The sequence below is a fragment of the Deinococcus carri genome (genome assembly GCF_039545055.1).
In the GTDB taxonomy this organism is placed as follows: Bacteria; Deinococcota; Deinococci; order Deinococcales; family Deinococcaceae; genus Deinococcus; species Deinococcus carri.
Genome location: NZ_BAABRP010000032.1, coordinates 1 through 14685, shown reverse-complemented (window position 1 = coordinate 14685; position 14685 = coordinate 1). Strand labels below are relative to the sequence as shown.

Sequence of the window (14685 nt, the reverse complement as noted above, 5' to 3'; positions counted from 1 at the left end):
CCACTCAGTCCGAAGACTGCGTTCGACTTGCATGTCTTAAGCACGCCGCCAGCGTTCACCCTGAGCCAGGATCAAACTCTCCATAAAATGGCTCAAGCGTCGGTCCGCTCGCGGACCGTTCGTTGATATGTGTTCACCCCAGGCCGAAGCCTGGTGTCTCTGAGCCTCGCGGCTCTTCACGAGTCTGGAGAAATCCCTAAAGACTTCCGCTCGTCCCACCCTGTCAGGTGGCCCTGCTCTCGCATCTCTTCACCTGTCATGCTGCCCGCCTCGCTTGAGGCTCAGAAAAGATACACCCCCTCCCCCATCCTGTCAACTCCCCCCATCCCTCCTCTGCACAAACAATGAAAAACCTGCGTGGGAAGGCCTGCGGGGAACTGAGGAGGCCCAAGTGGGGAGCAGGTCAAGTACCTGTTCAGGTCGCTAGCAGTCTCCGGAAGACCTCGGGCTGCATCAGTTCGAGCAGGCGTGGAGGAACCGCATGGAGGAGGGCGGACCGGCGAGCCTGCCCTCACGGTCGTACAGGTCCACCCACGCGCCCTTTTCCCCCACCAGTGGCGGGTCAACACGTTGAGTTCGCCCCGCAGCAAAGACTCGCGGACTTCCAGGCACGTCACCCATTCCCCACTGTGCAGGCTCATGCCGCGCGGTCGCCCCGGAATGGAACAGCCGCCCCCGCATCTGTGCCCCGGCGCTCCCTATACTCCGGGGCGGCATATGCCCGCGCCCCGCTCAACGGGGGTAGCGCGGAAGGGAGACACGCCGTGCAGGAACTGCTGGAAAAACTGGCGTCGCTCCGGGAGTACCTTTGACATTCCCGGCAAGACGCGCAGACTGAACGAACTCGACCGCGAACTCAGCGACCCCGAACTCTGGAACAACGCCGGCCGCGCCCGCCAGGTCACGCAGGAGGCCGGGAGCCTGCGCCGCATCGTGGACGACTACCGGACGCTGCAATCGGACGCGGACGGCCTCAGCGAAATGCTGGAGATCGCCAGCGACGAGGAACGCGAGATGCTGGCCGAGGAACAGGCGTCCATTCAGACGCGGGTGGACGACCTGTACCGCGAGACGCTCTTTACCATGAAGCACGCCGACGTGCCCGCCATCATGCGGGTCAAGGGCGGCGCGGGCGGCACCGAGGCGCAGGACTGGGCGGGGATGCTGGCGCGGATGTACATGCGCTGGGCCGAGCGCCGGGGCTACCGGGTGGATCTGATCGACGAGCAACCGGGCGACCAGGCGGGCTACCAGAGCATCGAATTCATCATCCGGGGCGACAAGGCCTTCGGGATGATGGCTCCTGAACACGGCGTTCACCGCCTGGTGCGGGTGTCGCCCTTCGACGCAAACAACCGCCGCCAGACCTCCTTCGCGTCGGTGGACGTGGTGCCGGAGGTGCCGGAAGAGGAAATCAACATCCACATTCCCGACTCCGACCTGCGCCGCGACGTGTTCCGCTCGCAGGGCGCGGGCGGACAGGGCGTGAACACCACCGACTCGGCGGTGCGCCTGACGCACATTCCTACGGGGATCGCGGTGGCCTCGCAGCAGACGCGCTCGCAGATCAAGAACCACGAGATCGCCCTCCAGATTCTCAAGCAGCGCCTCTACGACATCGAGATGCGCAAGCGCGAGGAGGAGGAGGCCAAGGCCCGCGGCGAGCAGAAGAAGATCGAGTGGGGATCGCAGATTCGCTCCTACGTGCTGGACAAGCAGTACATCAAGGACCACCGCACGGGCGTGATGAAGCACAACCCCGACGACGTGCTCGACGGCGACCTCGACGACCTGATGTGGGCCGGGCTGGAATGGCTGGCCGGGAAACGTGCCGCCGAGGACGCGGGCGACGAGGAATAATCCGGAACGCCGGGCCGAGTAAAGCTGGAGGGGCAAGGACGCTCCTCCGCTTCTTTTTGTGGGTGGCTCCACCCGCTCCCGCCAGACAGATTTGGGTGACAGAATGCCGCTAGACTGGGGACAGTGCGTGACTCCGCGGGGTCAGGCGACCTGCCAGGAACAGCGCCGTTCCTTCTTACCGTTATGACTCCAGAACGCTCCATTCCCGGCTACAAACTCCTGCACCTGTTGGGGCGCGGGCATACGGCTCTGGTCCATCTGGCTCAGGACGCGCAGGGGCGGCAGGTGGCCCTGAAAGTTCCCCTGGAAGAGACGCTGCGCGACAAGGAGGCCGCCGAACGCTTCGGCAACGAGGTGCGGCTCACGCTCCAGTTCCGGCATCCGCACGTGGTGCAGGGGTATGCCGGGACCGCCTTCGGCCCGAAGGCCTTCGTGGCGCTGCGCCATTACCCGGCGGGCACGCTCAGCGACGTGCTGGCCGGGCGGGGCGGGCAGAAACTGCCGCTGGAAGAAGCCCTGCGCATCCTGGCCGACGTGGCGGCGGGCCTCACCTACCTGCACGGGCTGAGCGCAGTTCACCAGGACGTGAAGACGCAGAACGTGTACGTCGACGACCTGGGCCGCGCCGCGCTGGGCGACCTGGGCAGCACCTACTTCATCACGCAGGGGGGGCAGTCGAGCGGCAGTCCCTATTACATGGCCCCCGAGATTTACCACGGCGAGAGCAGCAGCCCCGCCAGCGACGTGTACAGCCTCGGCGTGCTGGCCTATGAACTTCTTACCGGCCAGCGCCCCCACCTGGGCGACACCTACGAGGCCCTGATGGCGGCGCACCTCAACAGCTTCGCCACACCGCTGTCCCACCTGAATCCGCAGGTGCCGCGCCCGGTGGCTCGCCTGGCCGAACGCGCCCTCGCCAAGCGGCCCCAGGACCGGCCGACGGCGGGCGACCTGCGCCGCGCCCTGCTGGCCGCCCTTGGCGAACCGGACGAGGAGGCCAGCCCCCAGGAGATGTCCCCCACCCCACCCGCCGTCCCGGCCCGCCAGATGGGGCGTCACGGTCCGGCTGCCCCGCGCTTGCCAGCAGCCGTGGCCCCCGCCGAAGCGCCGCCCACGGCTGAGCGGAACGGTTCCCGCTGGAATCCCTTCAAACGGCGGAAGTAGCGCCCAGCGGCAGGTGTAGCTCGTACCGGCCGGGCCGCCTCTCGAACCCCAGCCGTTCATTCACGGCCAGCATCGGCGCATTGCGGCTGTGGTTGTTGGTCCGCATGACCGGCAGGCCCGCCGCCCGTGCCCGGCGAATCACGTGCAGCTTGAGCGGTAGGGCCAGCCCCCGTCCCCGCGCCCGCGGATGCACGGCAGTCAGCTCGTTGTAGGCCAGGCCGGGATAGGCCACCATCGCGGTCGTGCCCAGCCACTCGCCGTCCGGCCCCACCGCCAGAACCAGCCGGTCGGGGCGCGGGTTGTGGTCCAGGTGCAGCGTCTCCCGCACCTGCTTCAGGGGCCAGCGCGGATGCCCGGCGAGGTCGGGCGTCTCGGGCAGGCGGTCCGCGAAGAAGTTCAGGTACCGCTTCAGCGTGGCCGCGTCCGCGCCGCCCAGGTCCGTGAAGGTCACGCCCTGCGCCTCCGCGCGGGCGAGTGCCTCCCGGTGCGGCGTTTCATCAAAGGTGGTCAGGTCCAGCTCGGAGGCGAAGCGGTGGGCGTGCTGCCGGAAGCCGTGGCGCTCGGCCCAGGCCAGGCTTTCCGGGTCAGTGTCGCCCACGTCGGCCACCAAGCCGGACGCCCCGGCTTCCCGCGCGGCCTGTTCGACGGCCTCCCAGAGAACGCGGCCCACACCCCGGCCCCGGCTCTCGGGAGCCACCAGCACGCTGGCATGCAGAAAGCCGGGCGGGTCGAAGGGGAAGAAATACAGGTGGGCCAGGCCCCGCACCTCTCCCCCCTCCTCCATGACCCAGCGGCGGCTGAGGTGCGTGGGGTCCCGCCGGGCGTCCTCCTCGCGGAGTCTCTCGGCGGTGACGCGGCGGCCGGTCAGCCGTCCCGTCAGGTCGGCCCAGGCTGGGGCGTCGGTATCGGTGTAGGGGCGGGGCCTCACGTCTGCGTCTCCAGCGCCTTCACCATCTGCCGGATGCTGCCCAGGTGGTAGGCGACGTGCGCGACGGCTCCCGTCAGGCCACCCACCGCGTCCCCGCTGGCCGGGGCGTCGGCCTGGGTCCGGGCAAACGCCAGCAGGTCCTCGTAGGCCCGCCGGACCCGCTCACGCAGCGCCGCCCATTCCTCCTCGTCCACCTGTGCGGGCAAAAAGCTGCCCTTCCAGTCGAACGGCCCCCGGTCGCCATCGCGCTCCCAGCGCACGATGACCTCCATATGAAAGGCCGTATGGCGCGCATGCCCGGCGACGGTCGAACCGTTCACGTCCCGGCTAGCCTGCGCGGCACTCAGCCCGTCCAGGGTGGCGAGCAGGCCGTGATTCCCGCTCCCGTCGGCCTTCGTCCCGTCCAGAAAGGCAGTGCTCTGACCGGGGGTGCCGCCCTCCACGGCTTCTTTCAGGATGTCGAGGATGCCTTCCAGCCAGCCTTGCTGTTCTTCACTCATGCCCCAGCGTAATGGGGCAGGTGCGGGGCCGGAATGGTCCACCTGGCTCTGGCATCCGTGGCCCGGCTCTGCTACAGTTACCAGTTGCGCCGCCCGGCGAGGTTCCGGCTTGTCGGTTCCATCCTGCCAGGGAGCGGCGGAAAGCGAGGTGAATTATGAACCAGTACGACCTGAACCTGATCCTGAACCCCAACCTCAGCGCCGAGCAGGTGCAAATCGAGAAGGATTACATCGAGACGACCCTGCGCAACGCGGGGGCCGAACTCGCCAACCTCGACGAGGTGGGCAACCGCCGCATGGCCTACGCCATCGACAAGGACCGCGAGGGCTACTACCTGATGTACACCATCCGGGCCGGTGGCAACCCTGAAAAGGACATCGCCGCCACCCTGCGCCTGCGCGACAACGTGCGCCGTATCCTGGTGGTCAGGGACCGCCCGGAGTGGAAGACCAAGAAGGCCTGAGCTGATTACGTCATTGACGTAATGGCCGCAGCCTGTTATTCTCAGGTCAACCCGCAAGGGCCAACCCCGCCTGCAACGCAGAAGTACCAGTCACTCGCCAGCTTACGAAGGAGAACCTGTTATGGCCCGAGGCATGAACCACGTTTACCTGATCGGCGTCCTTGCCCGCGATCCCGAACTCCGTTACACGCCCAGCGGTGTGGCCGTCTTTGAGGCGACCGTCGCCGGTGAGGATCACGTGGTCGGCAACGACGGACGCGAGCGCACCCTCCCCTGGTACCACCGCGTCTCCATCCTCGGCAAACCCGCCGAGTGGCAGGCCGAAAAGAGCCTGAAAAGCGGCGACCCCGTGCTGGTCGAGGGCAATCTCGACTACAGCCAGTGGGAAGCGCCGGAAGGTGGCAAGCGCAGCATGGTCAAGGTCAAGGCCGGGCGCATCGAGCAGCTCGGGTATGCCCCCGAACTGGTGCAGGATGCCGGAGGCGGCGTTCGCATGCAGGGCGGCATGAACGAGGTGCTGGTGATCGGCAACGTGACCCGCGACCCCGAACTGCGTTACACCCCCGCCGGAGACGCCGTGCTCGGACTCGGCCTGGCCGTGAACGAGACCTGGCAGGACCGTCAGGGGCAGAAGCAGGAAAAGACCCACTGGATCGACGTGACCCTGTGGCGTGACCTGGCCGAGGCCATGAAGGACCTGAAAAAGGGCGATCCCGTCCTGGTGCAGGGCCGACTGGTCAACGAGGGCTGGACCGACCGTGACGGCAACAAGCGCAACAGCACCAAAGTAGAGGCGACGCGAGTCGAAGCCCTGTCCCGAGGCGCGGCCACCGGCAGTGCCGCAGCCACCCCCGCCGGACCTCGCACGCAGACCGCGAGCAGTCAGGCGCGTCCCCAGTCGCAGGGCAGCTACGGCGCGAGCCGGGCGCAACCTGCACGGGCGGCGACCACGGGGACCCGTTCGGGGGGCTTGGATATTGATCAAGGTCTCGACGATTTCCCGCCGGAAGAAGAAGACCTGCCGTTCTGACCCGTTTTGGGCAGGGCAGGCACTGAGGAACCCATATGACGCAAGCGAACAACGCCGAGCGCAAGCCGCGCGGCAAGGGGCCGAAGCGCCCCCGCAAGCCCAAGGTCGACCCGTTCTCCATCGGGGAACTGGAAATCACCGACTACAAAGACGTGAAGATGCTGCGCCGCTTTGTCTCCGACACCGGCAAGATTCTTCCCCGCCGCCGCACCGGTCTCTCGGCCAAGAACCAGCGCCGCATCTCGCAGACGATCAAGATCGCCCGCCAGCTTGCGCTGCTGCCCTACACCGAGAAGCTGGTCCGGAAGTAAGGAGACTGGGCCATGCAAGTGATCCTTCTTGAACCCGGTCGCCTCGGCAAGACGGGCGACGTGGTGAACGTCAAGCCCGGCTACGCCCGCAACTGGCTGATTCCCCAGGGCATCGCCACCCCGGCGACCACCACCAACATGAAGACCCTCGAAGCCCAGGTCCGCGCCCGTCAGAAGACCCAGGCGCAGGAAAAGGCCAAGGCCGAGGACCTCGCCAGCCGCCTGAACGGCGTGGCCGTGGAACTCAGCGTCCGCGCGGGCGAGGGCAAGATCTACGGTGCCGTGACCCACGCCGACGTGGCGGGCGCACTCGACAAGCTCGGTTTCGACGTGGACCGCCGCCGGATCGACATGCCCAAGACCGTCAAGGAAATCGGCGAGTACGACATCGCCTACCGCGCGCACCCGGAAGTCACCATTCCGATGAAGCTTGTGGTTCACGCGCAGAAGTAACCCCCAGCAGCAGGCAGGCCCCGGCTTCGGCTGGGGCTTTTGCTTTTGCGCCGGCCTTTTTCCACTGGGGTTGAGCGATTCCTCATCTTGCGCCGCGCGGTAGAGGTCCCTTCCGCCGGGCCAGGTACGGTGGGGCTGGAGGTTCCCCATGCTCAAGCACACACTGACGCTGGCCGCCCTCGCCCTCTCGACTGCCGCGCTCGGGCAGGCCGTCAGGGGAACGGACGTGAACGTGACCAGCGGCGGGAGGGCGTACAAGAGCTACCTCGCCGCGCCGGCCTCGGCCACCCCCAAACCCGCCGTGATTCTGCTGCACTCCTTCCGGGGGCTGGAGCAGGGCTACCGCGACCTGGTGGACGAGCTGGCGGCGGCGGGCTTCGTCACGCTGGCGCTGGGCTGGCAGACCTTCGAGCAGGAACCCAGCGACGCGACGGTGAAGGCGCTGGTGGAAGACGGCCTGAAGTTTCTGGGCACGCGGCGGGACGTGAACATGAACGCGGTCGGGCTGACCGGCTTCTGCGCGGGCGGGCGCTACACCATGCTGCTGCTGCCGCAGATGAAGCAGTTCAAGGCGGGCGTGGCCTGGTACGGCTTCCCCGACCAGGGCGGCACGGCGGCCAAGCCTCAGGCCCCGAGTGCCTACATCGGGCAGTTGACGGCCCCGCTGCTGATCATCCACGGGACGCGGGACCAGCCCAGCCCCATCGCCGGTATCTACGCCTATGCCCAGAAGCTGGACGCGGCGAACAAGGTCTTCAAGCTGAGCGTCTACCAGGGGGAGCCGCACAGCTTCCTGCTCAAGGACAGCCGCATTGCCGACACGTTCGCCAGCCGGGACGCGCGGCGCGACATGCTGAACTACTTCCGCGAGTACCTGCGCTGAGCGGGCATCTGCGCCGGCAGGGTGTCCCGTTCCCTTCCGCGTAACGCCCCTCCCTCCCGGCCAGGGTCTAGAGTAGGGGCACCAAATCCCAGCCTGCCTCGGAGGTGCCCCCATGAAGACGCCCCTCACGCCCCTGGACCTCGTCCGGCGCGGCCTCAAGACCTACCCTGGCCGCCTGGCCGTGACGCAGCCCGGCGGCCCCAGCTTCACCTACCGCGAGTGGGGCGAGCGCCTTTATCGCCTGGCCCGCGCGGTACAGGCGGCCATTCCGCCAGGGTCGCGGGTGGCGGTGCTGTCGCCCAACACCCACGAGGGCCTGCTGACCTACGCGGCGGTGCCCTGGTCGGGCAATGTGCTGGTGCCGCTCAACACGCGCCTCACCTCGCCCGAGTACGCCTTTCAACTCAGGCACGCGGGGGTCCGCCTGGTGCTGGCCGACACCACCCTCGCGCCCCGGGTGCAGGAGGTCTGCCGCGAGCTGGACCTTCCGCTGTGGGTGATGGGCGAGGGGAGTGACTTCGAGGAGCGGCTGAACGCGCAGGACGCCTCGCCGCTTCCCCTCCCCGCGCTGGACGAGGACGACATCATCACCATCAACTACACCTCGGGCACGACCAGCAGCCCCAAGGGCGTGATGCTGACGCACCGCAACACGCTGCTGAACGCCGTCGAGACGCTGTACAACCTGCACTTCGACCAGGACAGCGTGTACCTGCACACCCTCCCCGACTTTCACGCGAACGGGTGGGGCGGGGTGTGGAGTCCCTTCGGGGTGGGGGCCACGCACGTGACGCTGCCCGCCGTGCGGAGTGACGCCATCCACGACGCGATTGGGGCTTATGGAGTCACGCACCTGTGTGCCGCGCCGACCGTGCTGAGCATGATCACCGACCCCGCATGTGCCCGGCCCACGCCCCGCCCGGTGAGGGTGGCGACCGCCGGCAGCCCGCCCCACGCCCGCACGATCGCGGACATGAACGCGCTGGGTTTCGACGTGCTTCAGGTCTACGGCCTGACGGAAACCAGCCCCCTGATCACGGTGGCCGAACTTTCGGAGGCCGAGCGGGCGCTGCCCATTCCCGAGCGCGCCGCCCTGACCGCCAGGCAGGGCTTCGAGATGCTGCTGGCCGGCGAGGTCGAGGTGATGACGCCAGAGCTGACGCCCGTGCCGCACGACGGCGAGACACTGGGCGAGATCATGGTGCGCGGCAATCTGGTGATGCACGGCTACCTCGACAACCCGGAGGCCACCGAGAAAGCCTTCGAGGGCGGCTGGTTCCACACGGGCGACGTGGCGGTGGTCCATCCGGGCGGCCGCATCGAGATTCGGGACCGCAACAAGGACGTGATCATCAGCGGCGGCGAGAACATCAGCTCCGTGGAGGTGGAGGGCGTGCTGTACGCGCACCCCGCCGTCCGCGAGGCGGTGGTGGTCGCCCACCCCGACGAGAAGTGGGGCGAGGTGCCCTGCGCCTTTATCGCGCTGCATGCCGGGCAGCAGGCCAGCCCGGACGACCTCAGCGCCCATGTCCGCCAGCATCTCGCCGGGTACAAGGTGCCCAAGCACTACGTGTTCCGCGAGGACCTGCCCAAGACCGCCAGCGGCAAGTTCCAGAAGTTCCTGCTGCGCAATGAACTGTGGGCCGGGCGCGAGCGGGCAGTGAACTGAGGCTCAGGCCGACACGCCAACTGTCCAGACGCGCCCCGCCCGGACCACGGTACGCAGACGGCGGGTGGCCATGATGTCCCGCGCCGGGTCGCCCTCCACGATAAGCGCGTCGGCGTGGGCACCGGGGCGCAGGACACCGACAGATGGCTGTCCGCCCTGGGCGAGCAGACGGCCCGCTGTCCCGGTCGCGGCGCGCAGGGCCTCGGTGGGGGTGAGGTGCGCCTGGGTGACGAGGTGTTCCAGCTCGGCGTGCAGGCCCCCGCCGGGGAGGTTGTCCACCCCTGCCGGCGTGTCGGTGCCCGCGCCGACCTGCCCGCCCAGGTCCAGCACGCGCCGGGTCAGCGCGGCGGCGAGACGGGCATCCCACGCCGCGGTGGGCTGAAGCGGGGCGGTGGCCGCATGCAGCCCGTCCCACATGGCCCGCAGACTGTCGGCGGTCTCCCCTGTTCGCCGCCCGTGCGGCAGCCGGCCCAGGTCCGCCCGCCGCGCCTGCCGCAGCCCCTCGTGAACGCTGAGGGTGGGCACCAGCACCGCTTCCGCCTCCACCACCGCCCGCGCGAACCGGTCGAGCAGGCCCTCGTCGGGAAACTGCGTGGTGGGGTCGAAGCCGAGGCGCTGGAAGGCGAGCGCGAAGCCGGTGGCATGTTCCACCGTGCGGACGCCCAGGCCCAGGGCCTCCAGGGCATCCACCTGCGCGCCGTTCAGGCCGCGGGTCCAGCGGGTACCCAGGTCCGTCATCACGGGGAGGCCATGTTCCTGCGCCCGCCGCACCGCCGCCGCGTAGGCGGCCGGGGGAAGCTGTTCGTACAGCTTGACCGTCTCCACACCCGCCGCGGCGAGGGCATCCACCGCGGCCCTGGCCTCCTCCGGGTGGTGGATGGCCCACGCCCCTGCCGCGCGGTCGCCCACCTCGCCCAGCACCCCTTCCCCGAAGTGCCGGAAGATGCTGTCGGAGCCGTCCAGAATGGTTCCCGCCCCGAACACATGCGGCCCCTTGCCTGTGAAAGCCAGCGCCCGCAACTCCGCCAGCATGTCGAGGCTGTTCCCGGCATCGCGCACGGTGGTCACACCCGCCTCCGGGAACCAGCGCGCGTAGTGGGGCCGGGCGTGGACATGCAGGTCCACCAGACCGGGGAGGATGGTGGCCTCCGGCCCGGCGTCCAGCACCTCCGTCCCCTCCGGCAGGGGCAGATGTTCGGCCACCTCCAGCACGCGCCCGCCCCGCAGCAGCACCATCGCGTGGGGCCAGAGCTTTTCACCGTCGAAGAGGCGTCCGGTGAGGGCCAGCAGGGGGGAAGCGGTCATGCCCCCAGCGTGCCCTCCCGCCTATTCACACCGTAAGCTGCAAGTGTGAGTAGCGTGCTGAACGTCACGGACGCCGCCGCCGTCCGCCTGCTGCTGCGGGAGCGCCCACGGCGGGTGCTGGGGGCCTTTCTGGCGGGCGAGCAGACGGTGGCCGGGGCGGCGCGCGACCTGGGGCTGGACCTCCGGGTCATTCACCGGGACGTGCTGGCCCTGCGGGCGGCGGGGCTGCTGCGGGTGGTGCGGGAACAGAAGCGCGCGGGCCGCCCGGTGCGGGTCTACGCGGCGGTGGCCCCGGCCTTTTTCGTGCCGTTCTCCGCGACGGGGGCGGCGGGGCTGGGCGAGCTGGGAGCCGACCGGGCTGAGCGCTATGCCGCGCTGTTCCACACGGCCTTCTTCCGCGAGTTCGAGCGGCTGCACCACGAGCAGGGCGGCGGGCGCGAGTGGGGCGTGCGGCTCTACCTCGCGCCGGAGGGGCACGTGACGGCCGACACGAGTTACCAGGGCGCGGACCTGGTGGACGCGGGCGTGCGCTACCAGGGGCCGCTGGGGCGGGTGCTCCATGCCGACGCCGCCGTGACCCTGACCGAGGCCGAGGCGCGCGAGGTGCAGGTGGAACTTATCCGGCTGCTGATGCGCCTGCGCCCGAACACGCTGGCCCACGAGGCGGCGGGGCGGGGGCGGCCCTTTCTGCTGCGGCTGGGGCTGGTGCCGGTGACGGCGGAGGAGCGGGCAGGCCTGGACTGACCGGGGCGGAACTGTCCGGAGCCGGGGACTGCCCAGGCCCTGCGGCCGGGCACGGTTTGGCAGACGGCCCGCGCTAGACTGTCCGGTGAGTGTTCTCACTCAACCACAGAAGCTCAACCCAGACAGATTCAACACTTCTCCGGGCGTACCGGCCTGCGCGGCTCAGGTGCGCCTCACTCGAAAGGAAGGGCCACCATGACCATGCTGTACGTCATTCTGGCGCTCCTGGTGATGCTGGCGGTCGGGTTTTTCGCCTTTCAGACGGGGCAGGCACGCGGGCGGCAAGAGAGGGCCGCCATCGACGACCGGCTCCAGCAGGAAGCGCGAACCGAGGCGGCAAGCATCCGGGCACAGGCCGAGGCCGAGGCCCGCCAGACGCGCGACCAGGCCGGGCAGCGCCTGCAGGACGCCGATCAGCGCCTCCAGGAAGCCAGCCGCCGGGTTCAGGACGCCGAGGACCGCGAACGCCAGATCAGCCAGGGGCTGGAAGCGCAGCGCGAGCAGCTTCAGACCCTGCGCGCCCAGGCGGAAGCCGAGCGCTCGCGGGCCTTGCAGGACGCCGCCCGCGAGCGCGAGACCCTCAGCGCCGACCGCCAGGAGACCCGCCGCGAGCGCGACGAACTCAAACGCGAGATCGAGCGCCTCAACCGCCGCGCCGAGCAGCTCGACGCGCGGGGCGAGAAGCTCGACGCGCTGGAAGAACGCCTGGAGGGGCAACTGCGCGCCCTGGCCGAGCAGGAAGCCGACCTCACCGAGCGCACCCGCCAGATCGACCTCAAGCTGTACGAGGTCGCGGGCCTGACCCCCGAGGTGGCCCGCGAGCAGATTCTGGGCCAGCTCAACGCCGAGCTGGAGGAAGAAAAGGCCATCCGCATCCGCGCGATGACCGAGCGCGCCACCTCCGAGGCCAAACGCACCGCCCGCACCGTGATCGCCCAGGCGGTCCAGCGCAGCGCCAGCGAGACGAGCGCGCAACTCAGCGTGTCGGTGGTGCCCATCCCCAACGACGCGATGAAGGGCCGCCTGATCGGGCGCGAGGGCCGCAACATCCGTGCCTTCGAGGCCCTGACCGGCGTGGACCTGATCATCGACGACACGCCGGAAGCCGTCATCCTGAGCAGCTTCAACCCGGTGCGGCGCGAGGTAGCGAGGCACGTGCTCGAAGCTCTGGTGGCCGACGGGCGCATCCACCCCACCCGCATCGAGGAGATGGTCCAGAAGGCCCAGGACGAGATGAAGACCTTCATCCACACCCAGGGCGAGGAGGCGGCCATCGAGGCGGGTGTGGTGGGCCTCAAGCCGGGGCTGGTACAGCTCCTGGGCCGGATGTACTTCCGCTCCAGCTACAGCCAGAACGTGCTGAAACACTCGGTGCAGGTCGCGCACCTGACCGGCATCATGGCCGACGAGCTGGGGCTGGACGCCGCGCTGGCCCGTCGCGCCGGGCTGATGCACGACATTGGCAAGAGCATCGACCGCGAGATCGAGGGCACCCACGTCGAGATCGGCATCAACCTTGCCAAGCGTTTCGGGGAGCCGCCGGAAGTCATCGACGCCATCGCCCACCACCACGACCCCGAGAACGGCGAGACGCTGTACTCGGTGCTGGTCGCCGCCGCCGACGCCATCAGCGCGGCGCGGCCCGGTGCCCGGCGCGAGGACCTCGACGCCTACGTGCGCCGCCTGGAACAACTGGAGCAGATCGCGGTGGCCTTTCCCGGCGTGCAGCAGGCCTACGCCATTCAGGCCGGGCGCGAGGTGCGCGTGATCGTGCAGCCCGAAAAGGTCACGGACGCCCAGGCCACCCTGCTGGCGCGCGAGATCGCCGGCCGCGTCGAGCAGGACATGGAATATCCGGGGCAGGTGCAGGTGACGGTCGTGCGCGAGAGCCGCGCCGTGGAAGTCGCGCGGTAAGGGTCAGGAAGGACAGGAAGGGGCGGTCACGCGACATGGCGGGCCGCCCCTTCCCCTTGTCAGGGTCAGTAGCGCGGCAGCCCCGCCACGCCACCGAACTCCTGCACCAGCCGGTTCGCCTGGTCGCCGTGCAGGCGGGTGACGGTCAGGCCGTAGAGGTCCGTCAGGTCGGGCAGGACCTCCTCCAGCGTCACGCGTTCCATCAGGCTGCCGTCGAGGGGGCTTTCGGTCACGTCCTTTTTGCCGGTGAAGTAGGGCACCTCGCGGTTGTGGCTGCGGTACAGGTGGAAGTCCGAGCCGTCCTCGGGAATCACGAGGCGGTAGATGCGGGCCTCCTGTACCATCTCCAGCACACGCTCCAGCTCCATCACGCCGTGTTCCTGAATCTCGCCCAGCAGGAACTCCTCGGTCTGGCGGCGGTGGTCCTCCAGAATCGGCTGGATTTTTTCCAGGATGTCTTTCGGGTTCACCCAGCCCGCGCCGCCAGTCACGTTGGTTTCCCCGATCACCTCGAAGGGGGCCTTGTCGGGAATCTCGGCCCTGAAGGCGGCGACGCGCTCGGCTGGCCCCACCAGAATCAGCTCCCGCAGGTTGCCCAGGCGCAGGATGTCGCCCAGCTCGCGGACCATGCCGTTGTAGAAGCGTTGCTGCTCGGCGTCCTCCCGGTTCTGGAACAGGTCGGCGCTGCTGTCGCTGCGCGGGCCGCTGCCCTGCGCCCCGCCCGTCGCCCCCGGCGTGCCCGGCACGTGGCGGGTGCCCTGTGCCATAGCATCCCAGCTCTTGCCGTTGTCGATGCGGACGTTCTCCTCGCGGGTGATCTCGGTCAGCTCGCCCTGCCGCAGCAGAAAGAGGCGCGCCCACTCGCGGTCCACCGCCAGCACGGCGACCGTGGGCAGCAGGTCCAGCACGCTGGTGAGCATGGCCCGCAGGGGCCGCCCGTAGTGAAAACGCTCGGGCAGGTCGGCCTGGACGTCATAGCGCTCGAACAGATCCTGACCCACCAGGTAAAAGGCGCTCTTGCCGCTCTGCATCTGTGCGGTGGGCAGGTCCTCCAGCACCTGGTTCATCACGGTGGGGGGAACGCCCGCCTCCTGCATCCCGGATTTCACGCGGGTCTGGAGGGCCGTGCTCGAATTGTCGGGCAAGGCGGGATTCACGTCGATGACGGCCATCAGGACCATCGCGTTGTCGGGAAGACTCTGGATGCGCTGAATATCCGCTCGGGTAATCACGTTTGCTCCTTTCTCTGCCCCCCCATTCTCTGAAGACCTCCCCGCAGGAGGGGGCGGATTTGCTGAAGCCCGGTTCACGTTCTGGTGGCGGCTCACCTTACGGCTGGTCGAGGGTTCAGGGTAATGACGCGTTGTAGCGGTGGATGAAGAGCCAGAGGAGGGTTTCGAGGTTGGCCTGTTTGCGACAGAAGGAGAGACTTTTGCGCACCAGGTGGGCCAATCTCAGAC

Annotated in this window: 14 protein-coding genes and 1 rRNA gene; 10 read left to right on the top strand and 5 right to left on the bottom strand. The window is 68.8% G+C overall.

The features are described 5' to 3' along the window. Positions 1-87: ribosomal RNA gene (locus tag ABEA67_RS19095) — 16S ribosomal RNA — on the bottom strand; the annotation flags it as partial. A 677-nt stretch (positions 88-764) separates the two neighbouring features. Here ABEA67_RS19095 and prfB point away from each other — a divergent pair. After that, a protein-coding gene (prfB, locus tag ABEA67_RS19090) for a peptide chain release factor 2 (protein ID WP_345468410.1) occupies positions 765-1860 on the top strand; the annotation gives its coding sequence in 2 pieces (ribosomal slippage) (positions 765-809 and positions 811-1860; 1095 coding nt in all). 183 nt (positions 1861-2043) lie between these two features. Then, a complete protein-coding gene (locus tag ABEA67_RS19085) occupies positions 2044-3024 on the top strand; it encodes a serine/threonine-protein kinase (RefSeq protein WP_345468408.1) in 981 nt (326 codons plus the stop codon). Here ABEA67_RS19085 and ABEA67_RS19080 read toward each other — a convergent pair. Continuing rightward, positions 3008-3952, bottom strand: a complete 945-nt coding sequence (locus ABEA67_RS19080) for a GNAT family N-acetyltransferase (RefSeq protein WP_345468406.1) — start codon at positions 3950-3952, stop codon at positions 3008-3010. The two genes, ABEA67_RS19085 and ABEA67_RS19080, sit on opposite strands and share 17 nt — an antisense overlap. Further along, positions 3949-4452: a DinB family protein gene (locus tag ABEA67_RS19075; protein ID WP_345468404.1), complete on the bottom strand. Its 504-nt coding sequence runs from the start codon at positions 4450-4452 to the stop codon at positions 3949-3951. The genes ABEA67_RS19080 and ABEA67_RS19075 overlap by 4 nt, the downstream gene beginning before the upstream one ends. Positions 4453-4607: 155 nt before the next feature. Here ABEA67_RS19075 and rpsF point away from each other — a divergent pair, with 155 nt between their 5' ends. From rpsF to ABEA67_RS19045, 6 genes are all read left to right on the top strand, one after another. After that, the gene (rpsF, locus tag ABEA67_RS19070) at positions 4608-4916 is read left to right on the top strand and encodes a 30S ribosomal protein S6 (protein WP_345468402.1); all 309 of its coding nucleotides are present in this window, start codon (positions 4608-4610) and stop codon (positions 4914-4916) included. Between the two features lie 121 nt (positions 4917-5037). Next, positions 5038-5946 (top strand): single-stranded DNA-binding protein, encoded by a 909-nt coding sequence (gene ssb, locus ABEA67_RS19065; RefSeq protein WP_345468400.1) that lies wholly within the window; start codon positions 5038-5040, stop codon positions 5944-5946. 35 nt (positions 5947-5981) lie between these two features. After that, on the top strand, positions 5982-6257 hold the full coding sequence (rpsR, locus tag ABEA67_RS19060; RefSeq protein WP_345468398.1) for a 30S ribosomal protein S18: 276 nt from the start codon (positions 5982-5984) through the stop codon (positions 6255-6257). 12 nt (positions 6258-6269) lie between these two features. Beyond that, positions 6270-6710, top strand: coding sequence for a 50S ribosomal protein L9 (rplI, locus tag ABEA67_RS19055; protein WP_345468396.1), 441 nt, complete (start codon positions 6270-6272; stop codon positions 6708-6710). Between the two features lie 148 nt (positions 6711-6858). Next, positions 6859-7593, top strand: coding sequence for a dienelactone hydrolase family protein (locus tag ABEA67_RS19050; RefSeq protein ID WP_345468394.1), 735 nt, complete (start codon positions 6859-6861; stop codon positions 7591-7593). Positions 7594-7705: 112 nt separating this feature from the next. After that, complete coding sequence (locus tag ABEA67_RS19045; protein WP_345468392.1) at positions 7706-9262, top strand: AMP-binding protein; 1557 nt, start codon at positions 7706-7708, stop codon at positions 9260-9262. A gap of 3 nt (positions 9263-9265) precedes the next feature. Here ABEA67_RS19045 and ABEA67_RS19040 read toward each other — a convergent pair whose 3' ends face one another. Beyond that, positions 9266-10567, bottom strand: coding sequence for an amidohydrolase family protein (locus ABEA67_RS19040; RefSeq protein ID WP_345468390.1), 1302 nt, complete (start codon positions 10565-10567; stop codon positions 9266-9268). A gap of 45 nt (positions 10568-10612) precedes the next feature. On the opposite strand from ABEA67_RS19040, the gene ABEA67_RS19035 reads away from it, so the two are divergent. Further along, positions 10613-11311 carry a hypothetical protein gene (locus ABEA67_RS19035; protein ID WP_345468388.1) on the top strand — a complete coding sequence of 233 codons (699 nt, stop codon included), beginning with the start codon at positions 10613-10615 and terminating at the stop codon, positions 11309-11311. Between the two features lie 195 nt (positions 11312-11506). After that, entirely contained in the window at positions 11507-13225 is a 1719-nt protein-coding gene (gene rny / locus ABEA67_RS19030) for a ribonuclease Y (RefSeq protein WP_345468386.1), read from the top strand. A gap of 65 nt (positions 13226-13290) precedes the next feature. Here the strand turns inward: rny and ABEA67_RS19025 are convergent, their stop codons facing one another. After that, positions 13291-14457, bottom strand: coding sequence for a VLRF1 family aeRF1-type release factor (locus ABEA67_RS19025; RefSeq protein ID WP_345468384.1), 1167 nt, complete (start codon positions 14455-14457; stop codon positions 13291-13293). Between the last annotated feature and the right edge of the window lie 228 nt (positions 14458-14685).

Excerpts from the sequence above, each read along its gene's own strand:
- rpsR (WP_345468398.1), top strand. The coding sequence starts at position 5,982 with ATGACGCAAGCGAACAACGCCGAGCGCAAGCCGCGCGGCAAGGGGCCG.
- ABEA67_RS19085 (WP_345468408.1), top strand. The coding sequence starts at position 2,044 with ATGACTCCAGAACGCTCCATTCCCGGCTACAAACTCCTGCACCTGTTG.
- rpsF (WP_345468402.1), top strand. The coding sequence starts at position 4,608 with ATGAACCAGTACGACCTGAACCTGATCCTGAACCCCAACCTCAGCGCC.
- ABEA67_RS19045 (WP_345468392.1), top strand. The coding sequence starts at position 7,706 with ATGAAGACGCCCCTCACGCCCCTGGACCTCGTCCGGCGCGGCCTCAAG.
- ABEA67_RS19075 (WP_345468404.1), bottom strand. The coding sequence starts at position 4,452 with ATGAGTGAAGAACAGCAAGGCTGGCTGGAAGGCATCCTCGACATCCTG.
- rplI (WP_345468396.1), top strand. The coding sequence starts at position 6,270 with ATGCAAGTGATCCTTCTTGAACCCGGTCGCCTCGGCAAGACGGGCGAC.
- ABEA67_RS19050 (WP_345468394.1), top strand. The coding sequence starts at position 6,859 with ATGCTCAAGCACACACTGACGCTGGCCGCCCTCGCCCTCTCGACTGCC.
- ABEA67_RS19040 (WP_345468390.1), bottom strand. The coding sequence starts at position 10,567 with ATGACCGCTTCCCCCCTGCTGGCCCTCACCGGACGCCTCTTCGACGGT.
- ssb (WP_345468400.1), top strand. The coding sequence starts at position 5,038 with ATGGCCCGAGGCATGAACCACGTTTACCTGATCGGCGTCCTTGCCCGC.
- rny (WP_345468386.1), top strand. The coding sequence starts at position 11,507 with ATGACCATGCTGTACGTCATTCTGGCGCTCCTGGTGATGCTGGCGGTC.